The following is an 18,514-nucleotide window of genomic DNA, read 5'->3' as shown; positions in this document are numbered from 1 at the left end:
TGTAATGGGTTTTTGAACTATAAGAAAGGGAATGGATTTGGTAAGAAAATAGCCAGGAGCATCTGCCACAAAAGGGCATAATCCACATCAGTTCAACTTTTCCACAATTCCTTAAAAGCGGGGGTAATGCATTAACTTTACCGGATTAATAAAAAGGATAACCGCTTGGCTAAAGATACTACCAAAGAAACCCCCTTAATGCAGCAATATAACACCATCAAGGTTAAGTACCCAGGTGCTTTGCTGCTGTTTCGCGTAGGCGATTTTTACGAAACCTTTGGCGAAGATGCCATTAAAGCCTCAGGTATTTTAGGCATTGTGCTCACACGCCGTGCTAATGGCGCCGCCACCCATATTGAGCTGGCCGGTTTCCCGCATCACTCGCTTGAAACATATTTGCCAAAATTGGTGAGGGCAGGGCAGCGCGTAGCTATATGTGACCAGCTGGAAGACCCCAAAACCACCAAAACCATTGTTAAGCGTGGTGTTACTGAATTGGTTACACCCGGCGTGGCCACCAATGATAATATACTTCATCAAAAAACTAATAATTACCTGGCATCGCTGCATTTTGAAAAAAATACAATCGGCATTGCCCTTATTGATATTTCAACAGGTGAGTTTCTGACTGCGCAGGGCAACAGCGATTATATTGACAAGCTGCTGCAAAGTTTTTCGCCCAGTGAGGTGATATACCCTAAAAGCCGCTCGCGCGATTTTAAAGATATTTACGGCGACCGCTTTTACACCTATGCGCTTGACGAGTGGCCTTATAGCGGTGATTATGCCAACGAAACCCTGCTAAAGCACTTCGGCGTAAAATCGCTTAAAGGTTTTGGTATAGATAAGCTTAACCTGGGCATTATTGCCGCGGGTGTTGCCCTGCATTATCTTAATGAAACAGAACACCGAAACCTGCAGCATATCTCGTCGATAAGCCGTATTGAGGAAGATCGGTATTTATGGATAGACAGGTTTAGCATCCGCAACCTGGAGCTCGTAGGCTCGGCCAACGAGAATGCTAAAACCCTGGTTGATGTACTTGATCAAACCTGCTCGCCTATGGGCGCACGTTTGCTGCGCCGTTGGATTGTGATGCCCTTAAAAGAGATAAAGCCTATTCAAGATAGATTAGGTGTGGTAGAATACCTGATAGCAGAGGAAGAATTGCGCGAGGATCTGCAGCAGCATATCAGGCAAATTGGCGACCTGGAAAGGCTTATCTCCAAAATTGGTTTGCAAAAAGCTAATCCACGTGAGGTTTGTCAGCTCAAAAAGGCATTGATAGCCATCGGTACGATCAAAAAATTAGCTGAGGCATCAGGTAGCCAGCCGCTCCGGGCTATCGGCGAACAGCTGAACCCCTGCGCGCTTATCTGCGAGAAAATAGAAAAGGAGCTGCATCCCGAGCCTCCGGTAATGATTGTTAAAGGTTCGGTGATGAATGACGGTATCAATGAGGAGTTGGATAGGCTGCGTAAAATTGCCTTCGGCGGTAAAGGTTACCTGTTGGAGATCCAGAAACGTGAAGCCGAATCTACAGGCATCCCATCCCTTAAAGTATCGTTCAATAATGTGTTTGGTTATTACCTCGAGGTTACGCATAGTCACCGGGATAAGGTGCCCACCGAGTGGATCCGCAAACAAACCCTGGTAAATGCCGAACGTTACATAACCCCCGAACTTAAGGAATACGAAGAGCAGATATTAGGTGCGGAAGAAAAGATTCTGGCACTGGAAACCCGCCTGTATAACGATCTGCTGTATGCACTTGCCGAATATATTAAGCCTATACAGCTTAATGCCCAGCTGATAGCCCGTTTAGATGTGTTGCTGAACTTTGCTGCCATATCTATCAAAAACTATTATGTAAAGCCCCAGATAAGCGAAGGAAAACAACTTGATATAAAGGGTGGCCGCCATCCGGTAATTGAAAAGAACCTTCCGCTTGGCGAAACCTACATTACTAATGATGTATATCTCGATTCCGAATCGCAGCAGATCATCATTATTACGGGTCCCAACATGGCTGGTAAATCGGCCCTGCTGAGGCAAACCGGTCTTATAGTGCTTATGGCGCAAATGGGTTGTTTTGTGCCTGCTAAATCGGCTGCTATTGGTTTGGTTGATAAGATATTTACCCGGGTGGGCGCGTCAGACAATCTATCTTCGGGCGAATCAACCTTTATGGTGGAGATGAATGAAACAGCAAGCATCCTCAACAACCTGTCGGACCGAAGCCTGATCCTACTGGATGAGATTGGCCGGGGCACTTCCACTTATGATGGTATTTCCATAGCCTGGTCAATTGCAGAGTACCTGCATAATCACCCAACTGCCAAAGCCAAAACGCTTTTCGCCACCCACTATCATGAACTGAACGAGCTGAGCAATAGCTTTAACCGCATCAAGAATTTTAATGTATCGGTAAAAGAGGTTGGCCATCAAATTATATTTCTGCGTAAGCTGGTTCCGGGCGGCAGCGAGCATAGCTTTGGTATCCACGTAGCCAAGCTGGCGGGGATGCCGCCAAAAGTATTGAGCCGGGCCAATGAAATATTAAAGAAACTGGAAAACGAACGTACCGGTGGTGAGCATATCAAGGAAAGTATCCGTAAGGTGCAGAAACAGGCCGTACAAATGCAGATGTTCTCTATTGATGATCCTGTACTGGTGAAAATTCGAGATACGCTGAACAACCTTGATGTTAACACCCTAACCCCGGTTGAAGCCATGATGAAGCTGGATGAGATACAGCGGGCGATAAAAAGTTAGTAGATGTTCGATTAGACTTACGAAGTTTTAAAAACTTCGTAAGTCTTGAAGAATTGGATTGTTATAATTTTAAATGTCGACTTATCTCGTTAGCATCTTGAATTATTTTATGGCTATCTATAAAACTATTCAATCCACCAAACCAATCTAAGACTTCTTGCTTATTTAGCAATGTTTCTTTCTCCGATATGTAGGCAGCATAAGATGAATATTTATAATCTTCCATATTTATTATGAGCTTAGCAGCTACAGGGTTTTGGTGTATATAAGTGATTATCCTGGTGAAATAGCTATTGGATGTTATTTCAGTTACTTTATATCTACCTTGAAATAAACTTCCTACCCGATTGTATTTTTTATTTATAGATTTTGAATATGAAATAAGGAAGTTTTTTATCCCTTTTTCAAAAAGTATTTTATCATTTATTTTAATGAAAAGATGAAAGTGATTGGGCATTAAACAATAAGCATAAACCTCTGAGAAAGGCAGTACATAATTTTTAAATTGATTGAGAAAATAACTGTAATTCTCATTCTCAAAAAAGATATGCTCTTTATTGTTACCTCTGTTATATAAATGGTAATAAGTATCAGAATTGATTTTCAAAGGTTAAGGTTTTTCTCAAACTTACGAAGTTTTTAAAACTTCGTAAGTCTATTTGCATATTGAGAGATAAAAAGTTGCTGAATCAATAGGAAAGCGTAATCAGACTTACGAAGTTTTTAAAACTTCGTAAGTTTATTTGCGTTTTAGTCAACATTTAGCTTACCCTCAATAGAATCATCAAGTGTTTTGCCGATGGCTGCGCCGGCTAATTGTTTTACAAAGGCTATGGCGTTGCCGTGTTTATTGTCCCAGTAATAGCCTTCGGTTGGTTCAACCTTAATTACGGATATGCGCGGATCGCTCTCGCCTTCGGTGAACCATGTTTTTAGTATGGGCTCCCAAAGTTCGTGTATGATGTCTTTATCGTCGGTAACGGTAGCTATACCATAAATATTCAAGAAATCGGAGTGTGCGGAACCCTGAAACAGCAGGTGAACCATTGGGTCGGTTTGCAGATCGTGATTTTTGTGGCTATCCTTAGCGCTCAGAAACCATAGGTTACCTTCATCGTCTACCTTTTGTACGGCCATAGGGCGTACCGATGCCGGGATACCCGTTTTAATATTGCTCAGGAAAAAGCAGCTTTTGGCACTGCTCACCAGTTCCTTGATCTTGGCAATAGCTTCAGGGCCTCCAAGGTCTTTATAATTATCTTCCGGTTGTTGTTGATTAATGCTGTCCATCTTATAAATGTTTTAAATAGGTGTGTTATGATATAACCCTTCAAAACATTTATTGTGTTGCTAAAATTAACTTTTAGGATAATTAATTATTTAAATATAAGGTTAACTCGCAAACACTTTTGTACGCTCGGGATAACGCATGGCATAGCTGGTAACTATATTCTTGATGTAATCATTTCCCGGATATGGGGTGAGGTAGTTTTTGAGCTGCTGGATATTATCGGCATCAAAGTAATGGGAAATATAACCCATGCCATAAAACTGACCTTTTTCAATCAGGATGCAGCTATGTTCCTCGCCGTTGCGGCCCTCATCGCGGATGGCATATGTGGGGAGGGCTTTTTTGAGTTCGTCAATAGCGGTATTTACTTTCAGGTTATAGGCATCAACCGTTTCAACGCCTTCACAGGCGCATGAACTGCCAGCTGCGCTATGGCAGGGATCGTTATTTTTTTGGATAAAGCATAGCTTAGGGCACAGCGCAAAAGCCTCTATGAGCTTATTAAGCAGATTGTAGCCCTCCAGTAAAGAGTTACAGGTGTATATCGGGTCGCTGTATTTGCGGCGCTTGTCAACCGCCAGGCGCATGTAGCCGCGCTGGTCTTCATAAGCATACAGGCAAAAAGCGTTTTCAAAGCGTTTTAATGATCGGTTGTATTTTGGCCACAATCGTTTGATCTCAATAGCTTCCAGTACAAAGGCTATCAGTTCGGTACCGCAAACCTGGTAAGTAACCTGGTGAATATTGCGCAGAAACTCCTGCCGCTGCAAGCCGGGGTTATTGCCGGTAAAATGGCTGCTCACCCGTTTTTTAAGGTTCTTGGCCTTACCTACGTAGATCACTTTGCCTTTTTGATCATGAAAGTAATATATTCCGGCAGCGTAGGGCAACTGATCCACATCCTTTTTAGGGAGGTTGGGCGGTAATAACTGTTCCTTGGAATTTTGCTTTAACGCCAGTTTGATATGCCCGTCGGTATCGCTGTTGATGAGCAGGGTAAACAATTCGGCGGTGGCTTCTGCATCACCACCAGCGCGGTGCCTGCTCTCATTATCGATGCCTAAATGGCGGCATAAACGGCCCAGACTGTACGATGGAAGTCCCGGCAATATTTTACGGCCCAGCCTTACGGTACATAGTTTGTTGCACTGCAGATCATACCCGGCTGCTGCGAGGTGATAACGCACAAATGAATAATCGAAATTAACGTTATGGGCTACAAATATTTTGCCGTGGATGAGGTGGTAAACATCGGCCGCAACATCCTCAAAGGGTGGTGCCTGCTGTACCATTTCGTTGGTGATCCCGGTTAAGGCACTGATGTAAACAGGAATCTCCCGCTGCGGGTTTACCAGCGACTGGAACCGCTTAACCACCTTTTTGCCATCATGTATGCATATGGCAATTTCTGTTATGCCATTGGCGCTGGCATGCCCCCCGGTAGTCTCAATATCAACAATTGCATACATATTTCAAATGTAATACAAGTTTGCTAATTATTTTAGTGTTTTTTGTTTTTTTGGTGAGGGGAAGCGAGGAGTGGGGTGTGAGGTGGTGGAGTGTGAAGAGTGGAGTGTGAGAAGCGGGGTGTGTAGGATTAGGGTGCGGAGTGCAAGGAAAGGAGTGCAAGGAAATAAGATGGCCTGTCATCCTGAGCTTGTCGAAGGATCATGCGCAGAGGCCTTCCCACCATGCTTCGACAAGCTCAGCATGACAGCCAAATAAACAACAAAGCCCGGAAGTTTTACCTTCCGGGCTTGTCATTTATCTCAAAGTCTTTCGTCCTATAGTCTCTAAGTCCAACTACAAAAGTCTATTTCTTAGCTTGTTGTTGCTGACGCATCATTTCTTCCATACGGGCCTGGAAACCTGATTTTTTCTTTTTAGGATCATCCGGTTTCTTTTTGTTCTCCTGGATCTGTGCATGGATCTTTTTGTCATCAACCATGAATTTGATCAGGTATTGCTGTAAAAAGGTAAGCATGTTGGCCAGGAAGTAGTAATAGTTCAGGCCTGATGGGTAGCTGTTCAGCGTAGCCAGGAATATAATAGGTGTAATGTAACCTATGTATTTCATTTGGCCGGTTGCACCTGATATCTGGTTATTGAAGTAGGTGTAGATCAATGTTGATATCGTCATCAGTAAACACATCAAACTGATGTGATCGCCAATAAGCGGGATAGTAGGGAATGTTAATACCGCATCATAGGTTGACAAGTCATGCATCCATAAAAAGCTTTCGCCGCGCAGCTCAAACAAGCTTGGGAAAAAACGGAAGAACGCGATAACTATCGGCATTTGTATCAGTAACGGTAAACAACCACCCAATGGGTTTACGCCGGCCTTTTTATAAAGCTTGAGGTATTCCTGTTGTAAAAGGGTAGGGTTATCTTCACCAACCTTGGCTTTAATTTCATCCATCTCAGGCTTCAATACACGCATTTTGGCCATTGACAGGTATGATTTGTAAGTAAGCGGTGATAAAACCAGCTTTAGTACAATGGTAAGCGCTAAAATGATAAGACCGTAGTTCCAGTTAAACTGTTTCAGGAAGTTAAATACCGGTAATACAGCAAAACGGTTGATGTATTTTAAAGGTCCCCAGCCTAAGTCAACCAATTTTTGCAGGTCATTTCCCTGATCTTTAAGGGTTGAGTAGCGGTTAGGTCCAAAATAAAACTCCAACGGAACTGCACCATCGCTGGCACGGGCAATAGTAAGGTCGGCTTTCATTTGTTTAACATCAGCCGTATCGGTTACGTCTGTTGATACTGCTAAACTTGATTTGCTGATGCCTCCTTTAGCAATCAACACATTTGAGAAGAAGTGTTGTTTAAAGGCTACCCATGATAATTTTTTATCAGCTACTTCTTTCTGATCATCTTTAGAAACGCTCAGGTTTTCATCATGACTTTCAGAATCAAGGTAATATACGGTTGAATACTGGCGCTCCTGTTTAATATCTTTTTCCTGTTTGTGCAGGCTGGCAGCCCAGTTGATATTTACGTTAGAGTTGTTATTAATTACGCCGTCAAGACCGGTAGATTTAATGGTTAAGCCTAATTTGTAACCAGTACCTTTTAAGCTGTACACATAATCAATGTACTGGGTTGGACTATAGCTTAAACGCAGTGTTACGGAAGCAGAATCGTTTTCGGCAACCTTAAGCTCCGGAGCGCTTGGAGTAAAGTAGTAACTATCAGTATTTATTCTTTTTTCGCCTGCATTAAAGTTAAGGCCGAAATGTGTTTGCGGGCCATCAAATAATACAAGTGGTTTTTTAGTGTATGTTTTAAAGTTTTTCAACTCTACCGAAGCAACCTTACCACCACGTGTGCTTAATTTTATAAGCAGATCTTTATTTTCAAGGGTGATCAGTTTTTCGCTGCCTAAAGAAGCCGCGCCAAAAGGTGTTTTTAAAATGGCAGAATCCACTACTGCCGTTTTTGCACCTTTCCCGGTATCGGCTTTAGCAGAAGCAGGCGAATTTGCTTTGGCCAGCATTGCCTTTTTCAAAGAGTCCTGCTGCTGTACCAGGCGCTCTTTTTTAAGTTCGGCATCAGATGGCTTTAATAAGTAAATTGAGCCAGCTATAATAGCCATAATCAGGAATAATCCTGTGAATGTATTTCTATCCATTATCTATTGTATCGTACAAATTCTTTTTACTTCTTGCGGGCGTAGGCCAGTGAAGCGGCGACAAAGTTAATAAAAAGTGGGTGCGGATTAGCAACTGTTGATTTTAATTCGGGGTGAAATTGCGCGCCTACAAAAAACGGGTGATTTTTTAGCTCCACGATCTCAACCAGGTTATTATCAGGGTTTATGCCCGATGGGGTTAATCCGGCTGCTTCATATTGTTTCAGGTACTCATTATTAAACTCATAACGATGCCTGTGGCGTTCAGAAATGTGTGTTTTTCCGTAAATAGTTGCTGCCTTGCTGCCTTTTTTCAGATCGCACGGATAAGCGCCTAAACGCATGGTGCCGCCCATATTGGTAATGTTTTTCTGCTCTTCCATCATGCCAATTACAGGGAACGGTGTTTCCGGGTTCATTTCGGTACTGTTGGCGTTTTCAAGACCTAAAACATTGCGGCCAAACTCAACAACCGCGCACTGCATACCTAAACATATACCAAAGAACGGGATATTGTTTTCGCGCACATAGCGGATGGCCTGTATCTTACCTTCAAAACCACGCTCACCAAAACCAGGGGCTACCAGTACACCATGTAAGCCTTTCAGGCGTTCCACAGCGTTTTCGGGTGTTAAGGTTTCTGATGGTATGTACTCTACCTTTACCTTACACTCCATTTTAGCACCGGCGTGTATAAATGCCTCAGTGATAGATTTGTAGGCATCGGGTAATTCCACGTATTTACCTACCAGGGCAATGCGGACATCGGCAGTAGGGTTTTTTAAGCGGCCCAGGAAATCTTTCCAGCTTTCCAGATCGGGTTCGTTTTTATGTGGTAATTTAAGTTTGGTAAGTACGGTTTTGTCAAGCTGCTCTTTCAGCATCAGCAAAGGCACATCATATATGGTTGATGCATCTATCGATTCAATAACCGCATTGATATTTACGTTACAGAACAGGGCAATTTTTTTACGGATGTCATTAGTAAGGTGGTGCTCGGTACGGCAAACCAGCATATCGGGCTGAATACCATATTCTAACAACATTTTTACAGAGTGCTGGGTAGGTTTGGTCTTTAATTCGCCTGCTGCTGCCAGGAATGGCACCAGTGTTAAATGGATCACGATAGAATTTCCTGAACCAATTTCCCACCTGAACTGGCGTACAGCCTCAATGTATGGTAACGACTCAATATCGCCCACGGTACCACCAAGCTCGGTAATCACGATATCGTATTCGCCGCTTTCGCCCAGTATGCGGAAGTTTCTTTTTATTTCGTCGGTAATATGTGGTACAACCTGCACGGTTTTACCCAAAAAAGCGCCTTCGCGTTCTTTGTTGATCACATTTTGATAAATGCGACCAGTAGTAATGTTATTTGCTTTTGATGTAGGGGTATTTAAAAAACGTTCGTAGTGACCAAGGTCAAGATCTGTTTCGGCGCCGTCTTCAGTTACATAGCACTCTCCGTGTTCATAAGGGTTCAATGTTCCCGGATCGATATTGATATAGGGATCAAATTTCTGGATAGTGACACGGTAACCGCGTGATTGAAGAAGTTTGGCTAATGAGGCTGAGATAATACCTTTTCCTAACGACGAGGTAACGCCGCCCGTAACAAAAATATATTTAGTCATGATTTTTTTGAAAATGGCCCGGTTTTATGCCGAAACCAATTGTTTGTGTACGGGATACAAAAGTAAGAAAAATTTTAAGAGTTTGACTCAGGAAAATACAATTGTTGAAAGGTTTGTATGCTGCTGATATGGAAATAACAAAGGGTGTACCTCACGCCCATGAGCGTTTGATAAGTAGAGGTTAATTGATTTTATACGCTTATAATCAATTAGTTAAATTCTGTTAAAAGATGTTAAGGAATGTTAATGTACATGGAGCTTTAACAATTAACTCCGAAATTGTAGCTCAATTACATATGACAAAACTTTTACACCTTATTATTTATGCAGTACAATAAAATCAATAACCTGTTGGGCTGGCTGTGCCTCCTGATAGCTTTTACCACCTACGTGCTAACCCTGGAGCCATCTGTAAGTTTCTGGGATTGCGGTGAGTTTATTTCCTGTGCCTACAGGCTGCAGGTATCGCATCAGCCTGGTTACCCTATGTTTGCCATGCTGGGTAAGTTATTCTCGTTGTTATCATTCGGTGATCATACTAAAGTACCTTATTTTACCAATCTGGGTTCGGCGCTGGCCAGTGGTGCTACGGTCATGTTTTTATTCTGGACTATCACCGCGCTCGCCAAAAAGCTGCTTATTAGTAAAGATGAAACAGCTACGCCTCATCAGCTTATCCTCATCATGGGTGCAGGACTGGTTGGTGCGCTGGCTTTTACCTATACAGATACCTTTTGGTTTTCGGCGGTAGAAACCATCGTGTTCGCCCTGTCGTCCTTATGCACAGCCATAGTGTTCTGGGCTATTTTAAAATGGGAAGCCCATGCCAGTGAACCGGGCGCTGATAAATGGATAGTATTGATAGCCTACGTTATGGGGCTATCAATAGGTATACACCTGCTTAACCTGCTAACCATACCTGCTGTTGCCATGGTGTACTACCTGCGTCGGTTTAAATCACCAACCTTTAAAAAGGGTATTGTGGTATTCCTGATCAGCATTGTGATACTGGGTTTGGTACAATATGGTATCAGGGAATATACCATTAAGGGTGCGGCTTACTTTGACCTGTTTTTTGTGAACACGCTTGGCCTGGGTTTTGGCAGCGGGGCTATTTTCTTTTGCCTGCTGATCATCGGGGCTATTACCGCTGGTATCGTTTATAGTATCAGGCATAAAAAGCATGCTTTAAACCTGGCCCTGGTTTGTTTAGCATTTATATATTTTGGCTATGGTTCATTTTTCTATATTCCCATCCGAGCCAGCGCCAATACCGATCTGAATAATTCGCACCCGGATAATGCCTTTACGCTGAATGGTTACCTTAACCGGATACAATATGGCGAAACGCCTTTGCTTTACGGCCCATACTTTGACGCAAAGGTTATTGACCAGAGCGAAGGCAGCGCCATGTACCGTAAGGGGCGTAACCGTTATGAGATTGCAGGCAAAAAAACAAATTATGTTTTTGATCATAATACGCTGATTCCCCGTATGCACAGTACCGAGGGGGATGCTGATTTTGACCAGAACGTACAGTTTTACAAGCAATGGCTCAACCTTGCCGATGGCCAAAAGCCAACCTTTGTTGATAACATGCGGTGGATGCTGAGCTGGCAAATGTACCAGATGTACTGGCGGTACTTTTTGTGGAACTTTGTTGGCCGATACAATGATGCCGACGGCCAAACCAACACTGCCAGTATCGACGGCAACTGGACCTCGGGATGGTTTGATGGTGCAAAGCATCTGCCTAAATCAGTCACCAATTCAAATACTTATACGCCTTTGTATGCGCTGCCGTTGGTTATCGGTTTACTGGGGATGATTTATCATTTCAGGCGTAAACAGGGCGATGCCACAGTAATAGCGCTGCTTTGGTTTTTTACCGGGCTGGCTATTGTGTTGTACGTTAACCAGGCCAACCTGCAGCCCCGCGAGCGCGATTACTCCTATGTGGGCTCCTTTTATGCTTTTGCTATATGGATAGGTTTAGGAGTTTTGGCCATTGATGATTTGATTAAGCGCAAGGTAAATGCACGAGGTGCGGCCCTGGCTTCGGTGGTAGTTTGTTTGCTGGTGGCCCCGGTATTGCTGGCCCGGCAGGAGTGGGGCGGGCATGACCGGTCGACCAAGACCACGGCTCATGACATGGCCTACAACTTCCTGATCTCGTGCCCTAAAAACGCCATTTTATTTACCTATGGCGATAATGATACCTATTCGCTTTGGTATAACCAGGAGGTAGAAGGGGTACGGCCCGATGTGCGCATTGTATGTAACAGCCTGTTAGGGATGGATTGGTACATACGCCAAATGGGGCATCCGATGAATGAATCGGCACCATTGCCTATTACTATGCCGTTTGATAAATATAAGCAAGGTATTCGTGATGTAATAGCCTACAGCGATGCCAAAATACCCGGCTCGGTTGAGGTGAAGGATGTTTTTGATTTTATAACATCTGATGATAGCCGTACCAAAGTAGAGTACCAGAACGGTGAAAGTATGAACTACCTGCCAACCAAAAACTTCAAGCTGACCATTAACCCTGATGAGGTTGTGAAAAATGGAGTAGTACCTGCTACTCTAAAAAGCCAGTTAACCGGTAGCATGGAATGGAAATACAACAAAAACTTCATTTTTAAAGATAACCTTGCCATTATGGATATACTGGCACACAATAACTGGAAAAGACCTATTTGCTTTAGCATTGGTTTTGGGCAGGATAATATGGATGGCTTGCAACCTTATATGTACAAGGAGGGATTTGTTTACCAGGTAATACCTTTTAAGGCAGATACATCGCTGCAAAATCAGTTAGGCAAAGTGAACAGCCTGGTGATGTATAATAACGTGATGAACAAATTCAGGTTCGGGAACTTTAAACATGCCCGCTATTTGGATGATGTTTCTAAAACCCAGTTCTATCCGTACATAGAAACCACATTTCATGATCTGGCCCAGGGATTGATCAAAGATGGCCGCAACGACCTCGCGCTTAATGCCATTCATAAGTTTGACAGTGAAATGCCTGATATTAACCCAACTATTGATTCGGCTCACCGTAAACTACAGTTGGCGCAAGTGGCTTATAAACTGAATGATAAAGAACTCGCCAATCGCTACGTAAAAGGGATAGACGATTACCTGACAGATCAGCTGGCTTACAACTATACCCTGCTGCAAAAACAATCAGAAGCACTGAATGTTAATGAGGTGCAGTACCAGCTATATGTTTTAAACGGCTTGGCCGATACCACCAAGAACTATGAGGAAACTGCGCTGCACAACCGCTTTCAAGCTCAGTTGGATGATTATGGAAATAAATTCGCGGTGTTGTTGAACAGGCAGTAATTTTATTAGAGACTTACGAAGTTTTAAAAACTTCGTAAGTCTGATGGCTAATTAAATAATTTTATGCCATTTCAAGGCAATCAGCATGTTGATTATTGCTGGAGTAAAAATGTAAGATATAGCAACCAATTTTTCAGTTTTTCTATTTTTAGAAGCATTAATAGATTTGTATTTTTTATATATTTCGTCGTAATTTTTATCCTTTATGAAGACAAAGTAATGAGTCCAGAATAAAAAGACGCATATTACAATATCTACAGTTAATAAAGTATCAGGGATATTTTGATTCAATAAGTAGAAATAAATAATTTCATCTATAATAGATATCCATAAAAAGCTTCCTGTAATCATTAAACCCACAGCGTCAAACCAGGGTGTTTTATTGACTTTGTTATTTCCATCTAAATATTGAGTATTATAGATACAAAAGAAAATATATTTCATTTTATACTGATAATCAGAGTCTTGTGAATGTTTTCTGCTTAAAGCTTTAACTTCAACAAATCCTCGGGCACATCTATGGCATGGGTTTCCAGTTCGGTTTCCGCAACTTTAATGCGGTAGCCATTTTCTATCCAGCGTAGCTGTTCCAGACTTTCGGCTTTTTCCAGTGATGATACCGGAAGTTTGGTGATCTGCTGCAATACATCGGCACGGTAGCCGTATATGCCTATATGCTTGAAGAAGCTGTAAAACTCAAGCCAGTTTTCCGGTTGCTGCCCGCGGATTTGCGGCAGGGCCGAGCGTGAAAAATAAACGGCTTCAGATAGTTTATTTACTACAACCTTGGGCGAATTATTATTAAAAAGCTCTTCTTCGGTCTTGATCTTTTTAATGAGGGTAGCCAGTTGTGTACCGGCGTCATTAAAGCAGGTTGTAAGCTTGGTGATCTGTTCAGGATCTATATAAGGTTCATCGCCCTGAATATTAATGATCACATCGTATTCAGGGTGAGTAAGGGCAACTTCGGCGCAGCGGTCGGTACCACTCTGATGGGTATCGGCTGTCATAACGGCTACACCGCCAAAGGCCTGGGTATGGTTAAATATGCGGTCGTCATCGGTAGCAACTATCACCTCGCTCAGGCTGCTGCATTTTTTGGCCTGCTCATAAACACGCTGTATCATGCTTTTGCCGGCAATATCAACCAATGGTTTCCCCGGAAAGCGGGAAGAAGCATAACGAGCGGGAATGATGCCGAGAATTTTCATTTGTAGGTTATACGTTTTAGGTTGTACGTTATACGTTTAACCTAATGAAATTATTAATGATTTGTTAGTAATATGCAAACTTTTGAAACGTAATACGTATCACGTCTAACGTAAAACCTTCCCTAAAACAGCCCGTTAATTTCCCGTTCAATGAGTTGAACTATGGTGGCCATATCTTCGGTATTGTTGGCAAAGTCCAGGTTGTCTTTATCCAGTATCAACAGCTTACCCAGTTTATAATTTTTTATCCATTTGTCGTATTTCTCGTTCAGTTTGGATAGGTAATCAATTCGGATACCTATTTCATATTCGCGGCCGCGGCGCTGAATGTTGTTCACCAGGGTAGGTACCGATGCCTTAAGATAGATCAGCAGATCGGGCGGTTTAATGTATTCTGTTATATTCTCAAATATCGATTGGTAGTTTTCGTAGTCGCGGGTGGTCATGAGGCCCATATCATGCAGGTTTTCGGCAAAAATGTAGGCATCCTCATAAATGGTACGATCCTGCAGAATATTGCGGCCGCTTTTCTGAATATCAATGATCTGGCGGTAACGGCTGTTCAGGAAGTAGATCTGCAAATTAAAGCTCCACCGTTTCATGTCGCTATAAAAATCTTCCAGGTAGGGGTTATTATCAACAGCTTCAAACAAAGGATCCCATCCGTAATTATGTGCCAGCATTTCGGTGAGGGTAGTTTTGCCGGCTCCTATGTTTCCTACGATAGCTATGTGCATATATGTGAATTTGTTTGAATCAGAATTGTCCCAATTTACAGAATTTGTCTGAATCAGGATTTTCCTAATTTACAGAATTGTCAGAATTATAAAAGAATATCGGCAAATTCTGACAATCTTGTTATGCTGATTCAGACAAACAACCTCATTAAAAGTTCTTGAAACCTATAATTTCGCGCACGTCCTTAATGGTTTTATGAGCGCTTTCGCGGGCCTTATCGGCACCCATGCCGGCTACTTTGCGTAAATAATCCGCATCGCCCGCAATGGCATTGATACGGTCGCGGATAGGGGCAGTAGCATTGATCATATCTTCGGCAAGCTGTTTTTTCAGGTCGCCGTAACGGATGGCCATGGTATTGTACAGGTTGTCGAAATGAGCCACTGTATCTGGTGTTGATACCACATTCATCAGATCAAACAGGTTTTGGATCTCTGCCGGTTTGGTTTGATTTTCGGTAGTTGGGCCACCGTCAGTTACAGCGCGCATCACCTTTTTGCGGATAGCTTCTGGCGTATCGCTCAAAAATATAGCGTTGCCTTCTCCTTCAGATTTACCCATTTTTCCTTTGCCGTCAAGTCCCGGTATTTTTACCAGGTTATGGCTGTAGTTAAAGGCATAAGGCTCGGGAAAGTAATCGTGATTATATAACCTGTTGAAACGGTTTCCAAAGGTACGGGCCATTTCCAGGTGTTGCTCCTGATCTTTACCTACAGGTACTTTGGTGGCTTTATGAATAATAATATCAGCAGCCATTAAAACCGGGTAGGTAAGCAGGCCTGCATTCACATTCTCAGGGTTGGCACGAACCTTATCTTTAAAGGAGGTACTGCGTTCCAGCTCGCCAAGGTAGGCGTTCATGTTCAGGTACAGGTATAGTTCAGACACCTCGGGCACATCTGATTGTACGTAGATCGTAGCTTTTTCGGGGTCTATTCCGGCAGCAAGGTATTCTATTAAAACCTGTTTTACATTGCTGTGCAAATTGGCAGGTGTGGGGTGCGTAGTTAAGGAGTGCAGATCGGCAATAAAAAAAAAGCAGTTAAATTCCGACTGCATTTTTATAAAGTTTTGCAACGCTCCGTAATAATTTCCTAAGTGCAGATTTCCGGTTGAACGGATGCCACTAACAACAGTTTCCATAGGGTGCGAAAGTAAGGATTTTTTCTATTTTTGATGAAGATGAAAATGATATTGAAGAAAGCGCACCATGGTTTTTACGTGTTTGGGGTAGCGTTTTTCTATTTTATATTTTGGCCCTTTTTTTACTATTGCTCCCTGAAACCTGAACGTTTTAAGCGGTTAAACAGCCTTCGCCGGCGCTGGGCCATCGTAAGCTCGGCATTTGCCGGAATTTTTTACCGGTTTGAATTTGAACAGCCTGTTGACTGGAGCAAAACCTATATTGTATGCCCTAATCATACTTCAAACCTTGATATTAACGCCATGTGTACGCTGGTTAACACCAACTGCGGCTTTATGGGTAAACAGGAACTGGAAGAAGGGATAGTAACACGGCTTTTTTTCCGTACGGTTGATATCCCGGTGAATCGTGATAGTAAAATGTCGTCGTTCCGGGCGTTTAAGAAGGCCGCCGAAAAATTGCAGGGCGGGGTAACACTGATCATATTTCCGGAGGGAGGGATAGCCGATGATTATCCGCCAAGGTTGCAGGAATTTAAAAACGGCCCATTCAGGCTGGCAATCGAGCTTAAAATACCCATACTCCCGATAACAGCTGTAAACACCTGGCAAGTTTTCTGGGACGATGGTAAAAAGTACGGCAGCAGGCCAGGTGTTTGCAAATACCGGGTACACCAACCAATTGATACGGCTCATTTAACCATAAACGATGCCGATGCTCTTCGTGACCAAGTTTATAGTGTTATGAAACAGCAACTTGAACAAGCCCAGCCGTTCACTATAGTTTAGCTTGCGCTAAAGTGAGTATTTTTTCTAATTTTGGTCGCGATGAAATTGACGTTGAAAAGGATACACACTTATTTTTACAGGTATAGTGTAGCATTCTTTTTTATACTTTGCTGGCCGGTGCTATACCTGCTAAGTAAAAGGCCAAAGCAATACAAATACATCAATAAATTCAGGCAGGGGATAGCCTTTGTGAGTTCGGCGGTAGCAGGAATATTTTACAGGGCCACTTATGAGGAGCCTATAGACTGGAGCCGCACCTATGTGATATGCCCCAACCATACATCAAACCTCGATGTATCAGCCGTGAGTACCAATTTGCATAATAACCATTGTTTTATAGGCAAGGAAGAGCTGCTGGATAATTATGTACTTAACTTTTTTTTCAATACCATAGATATTACCGTTAACCGGGAAAGCAAAATGTCATCATTCAGGGCATTTAAAGTGGCTGGTGAAAGGTTAAGAGGTGGGGTGAGTGTGGTGATCTTCCCGGAGGCAACCATTCCGGATGCTTATCCGCCCGAACTGCATCCGTTTAAGAACGGGCCTTTCAGGCTGGCCATTGAAATGAAAGTGCCTATAATTCCGGTAACATCGCTTGATACCTGGAAAGTGCTTTGGGATACCGGTAAAGAATTTGGCAGCAGACCCGGAATTTGTGATATATTTGTACATAAGCCTATTGAAACGGCCCATTTAACCTTAGACGATGCCGACGCGCTGCGCGATGAGGTTTATGATATTATTAAACAAAAACTGCAACAGGCATGACCATAGATAAAGAAACAGTTGAAAAAGTAGCACACCTGGCCCGTTTAGAGCTTAACGAAACGGAAACGCAGGAAATGATCAAGGATATGAGCAAGATACTTGATTTTATGGCCAAACTGAATGAGCTGGATACATCGGGCGTTGAACCGCTGGTTTATATGACCAATGAAGTTAACGTTTTGCGTGAGGATGTAGTGAAGCAGCAGATTACCCATGAGGAGGCATTAGAGAACGCTCCTAAACATGATAAAGATTATTTCCTGGTTGCCAAGGTAATTGAGAAGTAAGTCAAAATTCAAAATTAAAAAGTCAAAACTGACGGTTGCTTGTTAGTTTATTGAACCCTTGAATTTTTAATTTTGACTTTAAATTGTAACAAAACATACCTATACCAAGTCAAAACGAAAAATAACAAATGGAGCCAATAGCTACAGCCAAACCTTTAATAACCATTAACGATATCGGGCGTAAATATGTGATCGGTACCGAAGTGATCCATGCGCTTAAATCCGTTTCACTTACCATTAATAAAGGCGAGTTTGTAGCACTAATGGGGCCATCGGGCTCGGGCAAATCAACCCTCATGAATATTCTGGGCTGCCTGGATACGCCTACCAAAGGCGAGTATATCCTGAACGGCATCAACGTAAGTCACATGACCGATAATGAACTGGCCGAAGTTCGTAACTCTGAAATTGGTTTCGTTTTCCAAACATTTAACTTGTTGCCACGTAACACCGCGCTTGATAATGTGGCCCTGCCATTGATCTACGCCGGTATTAACAAAGAAAAACGCACCGAGCGTGCTACTAATGCCCTTAAAAATGTAGGCTTAGGTAACCGGATAGATCATAAACCCAATGAGCTTTCGGGCGGGCAAAGGCAGCGTGTTGCCGTGGCGCGCGCGCTCATCAATGACCCATCCATTATTTTGGCCGATGAGCCAACGGGTAACCTCGACACTAAAACTTCTATCGAGATCATGGGACTTATTGAGGATATACATGCCAAAGGCAATACCATTATCCTGGTGACCCACGAGGAAGATATAGCCCTGCACGCGCACCGTATTGTACGTATGCGTGATGGACTGGTTGAAAAAGATTATATCAATACCGAAATTCAAACCGTAAGTCGCCGGGTTGAGGAGGTGTAAGCAAAA

15 protein-coding genes are annotated in these 18,514 nt (G+C 42.8%); 6 read left to right on the top strand and 9 right to left on the bottom strand.

Annotated features, from left to right (window positions below; genetic code table 11):
- Nucleotides 1-165: 165 nt before the first annotated feature.
- On the top strand, nucleotides 166-2,775 hold the full coding sequence (gene mutS, locus QWZ01_RS01810) for a DNA mismatch repair protein MutS (RefSeq protein ID WP_290321502.1): 2,610 nt from the start codon (nucleotides 166-168) through the stop codon (nucleotides 2,773-2,775).
- A gap of 61 nt (nucleotides 2,776-2,836) precedes the next feature.
- On the opposite strand, the gene QWZ01_RS01805 is transcribed toward mutS, so the two are convergent.
- The 5 genes from QWZ01_RS01805 to pyrG all read right to left on the bottom strand — a co-directional run bounded on the left by QWZ01_RS01805 (nucleotide 2,837) and on the right by pyrG (nucleotide 9,343).
- Nucleotides 2,837-3,382 carry a transposase gene (locus tag QWZ01_RS01805; protein WP_290321501.1) on the bottom strand — a complete coding sequence of 182 codons (546 nt, stop codon included), beginning with the start codon at nucleotides 3,380-3,382 and terminating at the stop codon, nucleotides 2,837-2,839.
- Nucleotides 3,383-3,525: 143 nt separating this feature from the next.
- Nucleotides 3,526-4,065: a pyridoxamine 5'-phosphate oxidase family protein gene (locus tag QWZ01_RS01800; RefSeq protein WP_290321500.1), complete on the bottom strand. Its 540-nt coding sequence runs from the start codon at nucleotides 4,063-4,065 to the stop codon at nucleotides 3,526-3,528.
- A 102-nt stretch (nucleotides 4,066-4,167) separates the two neighbouring features.
- Nucleotides 4,168-5,535, bottom strand: coding sequence for an exonuclease domain-containing protein (locus QWZ01_RS01795; RefSeq protein WP_290321499.1), 1,368 nt, complete (start codon nucleotides 5,533-5,535; stop codon nucleotides 4,168-4,170).
- A gap of 344 nt (nucleotides 5,536-5,879) precedes the next feature.
- Nucleotides 5,880-7,706, bottom strand: a complete 1,827-nt coding sequence (gene yidC / locus QWZ01_RS01790) for a membrane protein insertase YidC (RefSeq protein ID WP_290321498.1) — start codon at nucleotides 7,704-7,706, stop codon at nucleotides 5,880-5,882.
- 26 nt (nucleotides 7,707-7,732) lie between these two features.
- Nucleotides 7,733-9,343 carry a CTP synthase gene (gene pyrG, locus QWZ01_RS01785; RefSeq protein WP_290321497.1) on the bottom strand — a complete coding sequence of 537 codons (1,611 nt, stop codon included), beginning with the start codon at nucleotides 9,341-9,343 and terminating at the stop codon, nucleotides 7,733-7,735.
- 324 nt (nucleotides 9,344-9,667) lie between these two features.
- Here pyrG and QWZ01_RS01780 point away from each other — a divergent pair, with 324 nt between their 5' ends.
- A complete protein-coding gene (locus QWZ01_RS01780) occupies nucleotides 9,668-12,700 on the top strand; it encodes a glycosyltransferase family 117 protein (RefSeq protein ID WP_290321496.1) in 3,033 nt (1,010 codons plus the stop codon).
- Nucleotides 12,701-12,751: 51 nt separating this feature from the next.
- Here the strand turns inward: QWZ01_RS01780 and QWZ01_RS01775 are convergent, their stop codons facing one another.
- The 4 genes from QWZ01_RS01775 to trpS form a co-directional block, all read right to left on the bottom strand.
- Complete coding sequence (locus QWZ01_RS01775) at nucleotides 12,752-13,144, bottom strand: hypothetical protein (RefSeq protein ID WP_290321495.1); 393 nt, start codon at nucleotides 13,142-13,144, stop codon at nucleotides 12,752-12,754.
- 38 nt (nucleotides 13,145-13,182) lie between these two features.
- Entirely contained in the window at nucleotides 13,183-13,911 is a 729-nt protein-coding gene (kdsB, locus tag QWZ01_RS01770) for a 3-deoxy-manno-octulosonate cytidylyltransferase (RefSeq protein WP_290321494.1), read from the bottom strand.
- A gap of 122 nt (nucleotides 13,912-14,033) precedes the next feature.
- Complete coding sequence (locus tag QWZ01_RS01765) at nucleotides 14,034-14,648, bottom strand: deoxynucleoside kinase (protein ID WP_290321493.1); 615 nt, start codon at nucleotides 14,646-14,648, stop codon at nucleotides 14,034-14,036.
- Between the two features lie 148 nt (nucleotides 14,649-14,796).
- Nucleotides 14,797-15,792, bottom strand: a complete 996-nt coding sequence (gene trpS, locus QWZ01_RS01760) for a tryptophan--tRNA ligase (RefSeq protein WP_290321492.1) — start codon at nucleotides 15,790-15,792, stop codon at nucleotides 14,797-14,799.
- A 33-nt stretch (nucleotides 15,793-15,825) separates the two neighbouring features.
- Here trpS and QWZ01_RS01755 point away from each other — a divergent pair, with 33 nt between their 5' ends.
- The 4 genes from QWZ01_RS01755 (at nucleotide 15,826) to QWZ01_RS01740 (ending at nucleotide 18,508) form a co-directional block, all read left to right on the top strand.
- Nucleotides 15,826-16,581 (top strand): lysophospholipid acyltransferase family protein, encoded by a 756-nt coding sequence (locus tag QWZ01_RS01755; RefSeq protein ID WP_290321491.1) that lies wholly within the window; start codon nucleotides 15,826-15,828, stop codon nucleotides 16,579-16,581.
- 39 nt (nucleotides 16,582-16,620) lie between these two features.
- Nucleotides 16,621-17,352, top strand: a complete 732-nt coding sequence (locus QWZ01_RS01750) for a lysophospholipid acyltransferase family protein (RefSeq protein WP_290321490.1) — start codon at nucleotides 16,621-16,623, stop codon at nucleotides 17,350-17,352.
- Nucleotides 17,349-17,639 (top strand): Asp-tRNA(Asn)/Glu-tRNA(Gln) amidotransferase subunit GatC, encoded by a 291-nt coding sequence (gene gatC / locus QWZ01_RS01745; RefSeq protein ID WP_290321489.1) that lies wholly within the window; start codon nucleotides 17,349-17,351, stop codon nucleotides 17,637-17,639. Before QWZ01_RS01750 ends, gatC begins: the two co-directional genes overlap by 4 nt.
- Before the next feature lie 128 nt (nucleotides 17,640-17,767).
- Nucleotides 17,768-18,508 carry an ABC transporter ATP-binding protein gene (locus QWZ01_RS01740; protein ID WP_290321488.1) on the top strand — a complete coding sequence of 247 codons (741 nt, stop codon included), beginning with the start codon at nucleotides 17,768-17,770 and terminating at the stop codon, nucleotides 18,506-18,508.
- Nucleotides 18,509-18,514: the final 6 nt, after the last annotated feature.

The organism is Mucilaginibacter aquaedulcis (assembly GCF_030409325.1).
GTDB lineage: Bacteria > Bacteroidota > Bacteroidia > Sphingobacteriales > Sphingobacteriaceae > Mucilaginibacter > Mucilaginibacter aquaedulcis.
The sequence above is the reverse complement of the archived record's forward strand: the minus strand, read 5'-3'. Positions and strand labels throughout refer to the sequence as shown.

Excerpts from the sequence above, each read along its gene's own strand:
- QWZ01_RS01800 (WP_290321500.1), bottom strand. The coding sequence starts at position 4,065 with ATGGACAGCATTAATCAACAACAACCGGAAGATAATTATAAAGACCTT.
- QWZ01_RS01795 (WP_290321499.1), bottom strand. The coding sequence starts at position 5,535 with ATGTATGCAATTGTTGATATTGAGACTACCGGGGGGCATGCCAGCGCC.
- yidC (WP_290321498.1), bottom strand. The coding sequence starts at position 7,706 with ATGGATAGAAATACATTCACAGGATTATTCCTGATTATGGCTATTATA.
- pyrG (WP_290321497.1), bottom strand. The coding sequence starts at position 9,343 with ATGACTAAATATATTTTTGTTACGGGCGGCGTTACCTCGTCGTTAGGA.
- QWZ01_RS01780 (WP_290321496.1), top strand. The coding sequence starts at position 9,668 with ATGCAGTACAATAAAATCAATAACCTGTTGGGCTGGCTGTGCCTCCTG.
- QWZ01_RS01775 (WP_290321495.1), bottom strand. The coding sequence starts at position 13,144 with ATGAAATATATTTTCTTTTGTATCTATAATACTCAATATTTAGATGGA.
- kdsB (WP_290321494.1), bottom strand. The coding sequence starts at position 13,911 with ATGAAAATTCTCGGCATCATTCCCGCTCGTTATGCTTCTTCCCGCTTT.
- QWZ01_RS01765 (WP_290321493.1), bottom strand. The coding sequence starts at position 14,648 with ATGCACATAGCTATCGTAGGAAACATAGGAGCCGGCAAAACTACCCTC.
- trpS (WP_290321492.1), bottom strand. The coding sequence starts at position 15,792 with ATGGAAACTGTTGTTAGTGGCATCCGTTCAACCGGAAATCTGCACTTA.
- QWZ01_RS01755 (WP_290321491.1), top strand. The coding sequence starts at position 15,826 with ATGAAGATGAAAATGATATTGAAGAAAGCGCACCATGGTTTTTACGTG.
- QWZ01_RS01750 (WP_290321490.1), top strand. The coding sequence starts at position 16,621 with ATGAAATTGACGTTGAAAAGGATACACACTTATTTTTACAGGTATAGT.
- gatC (WP_290321489.1), top strand. The coding sequence starts at position 17,349 with ATGACCATAGATAAAGAAACAGTTGAAAAAGTAGCACACCTGGCCCGT.
- QWZ01_RS01740 (WP_290321488.1), top strand. The coding sequence starts at position 17,768 with ATGGAGCCAATAGCTACAGCCAAACCTTTAATAACCATTAACGATATC.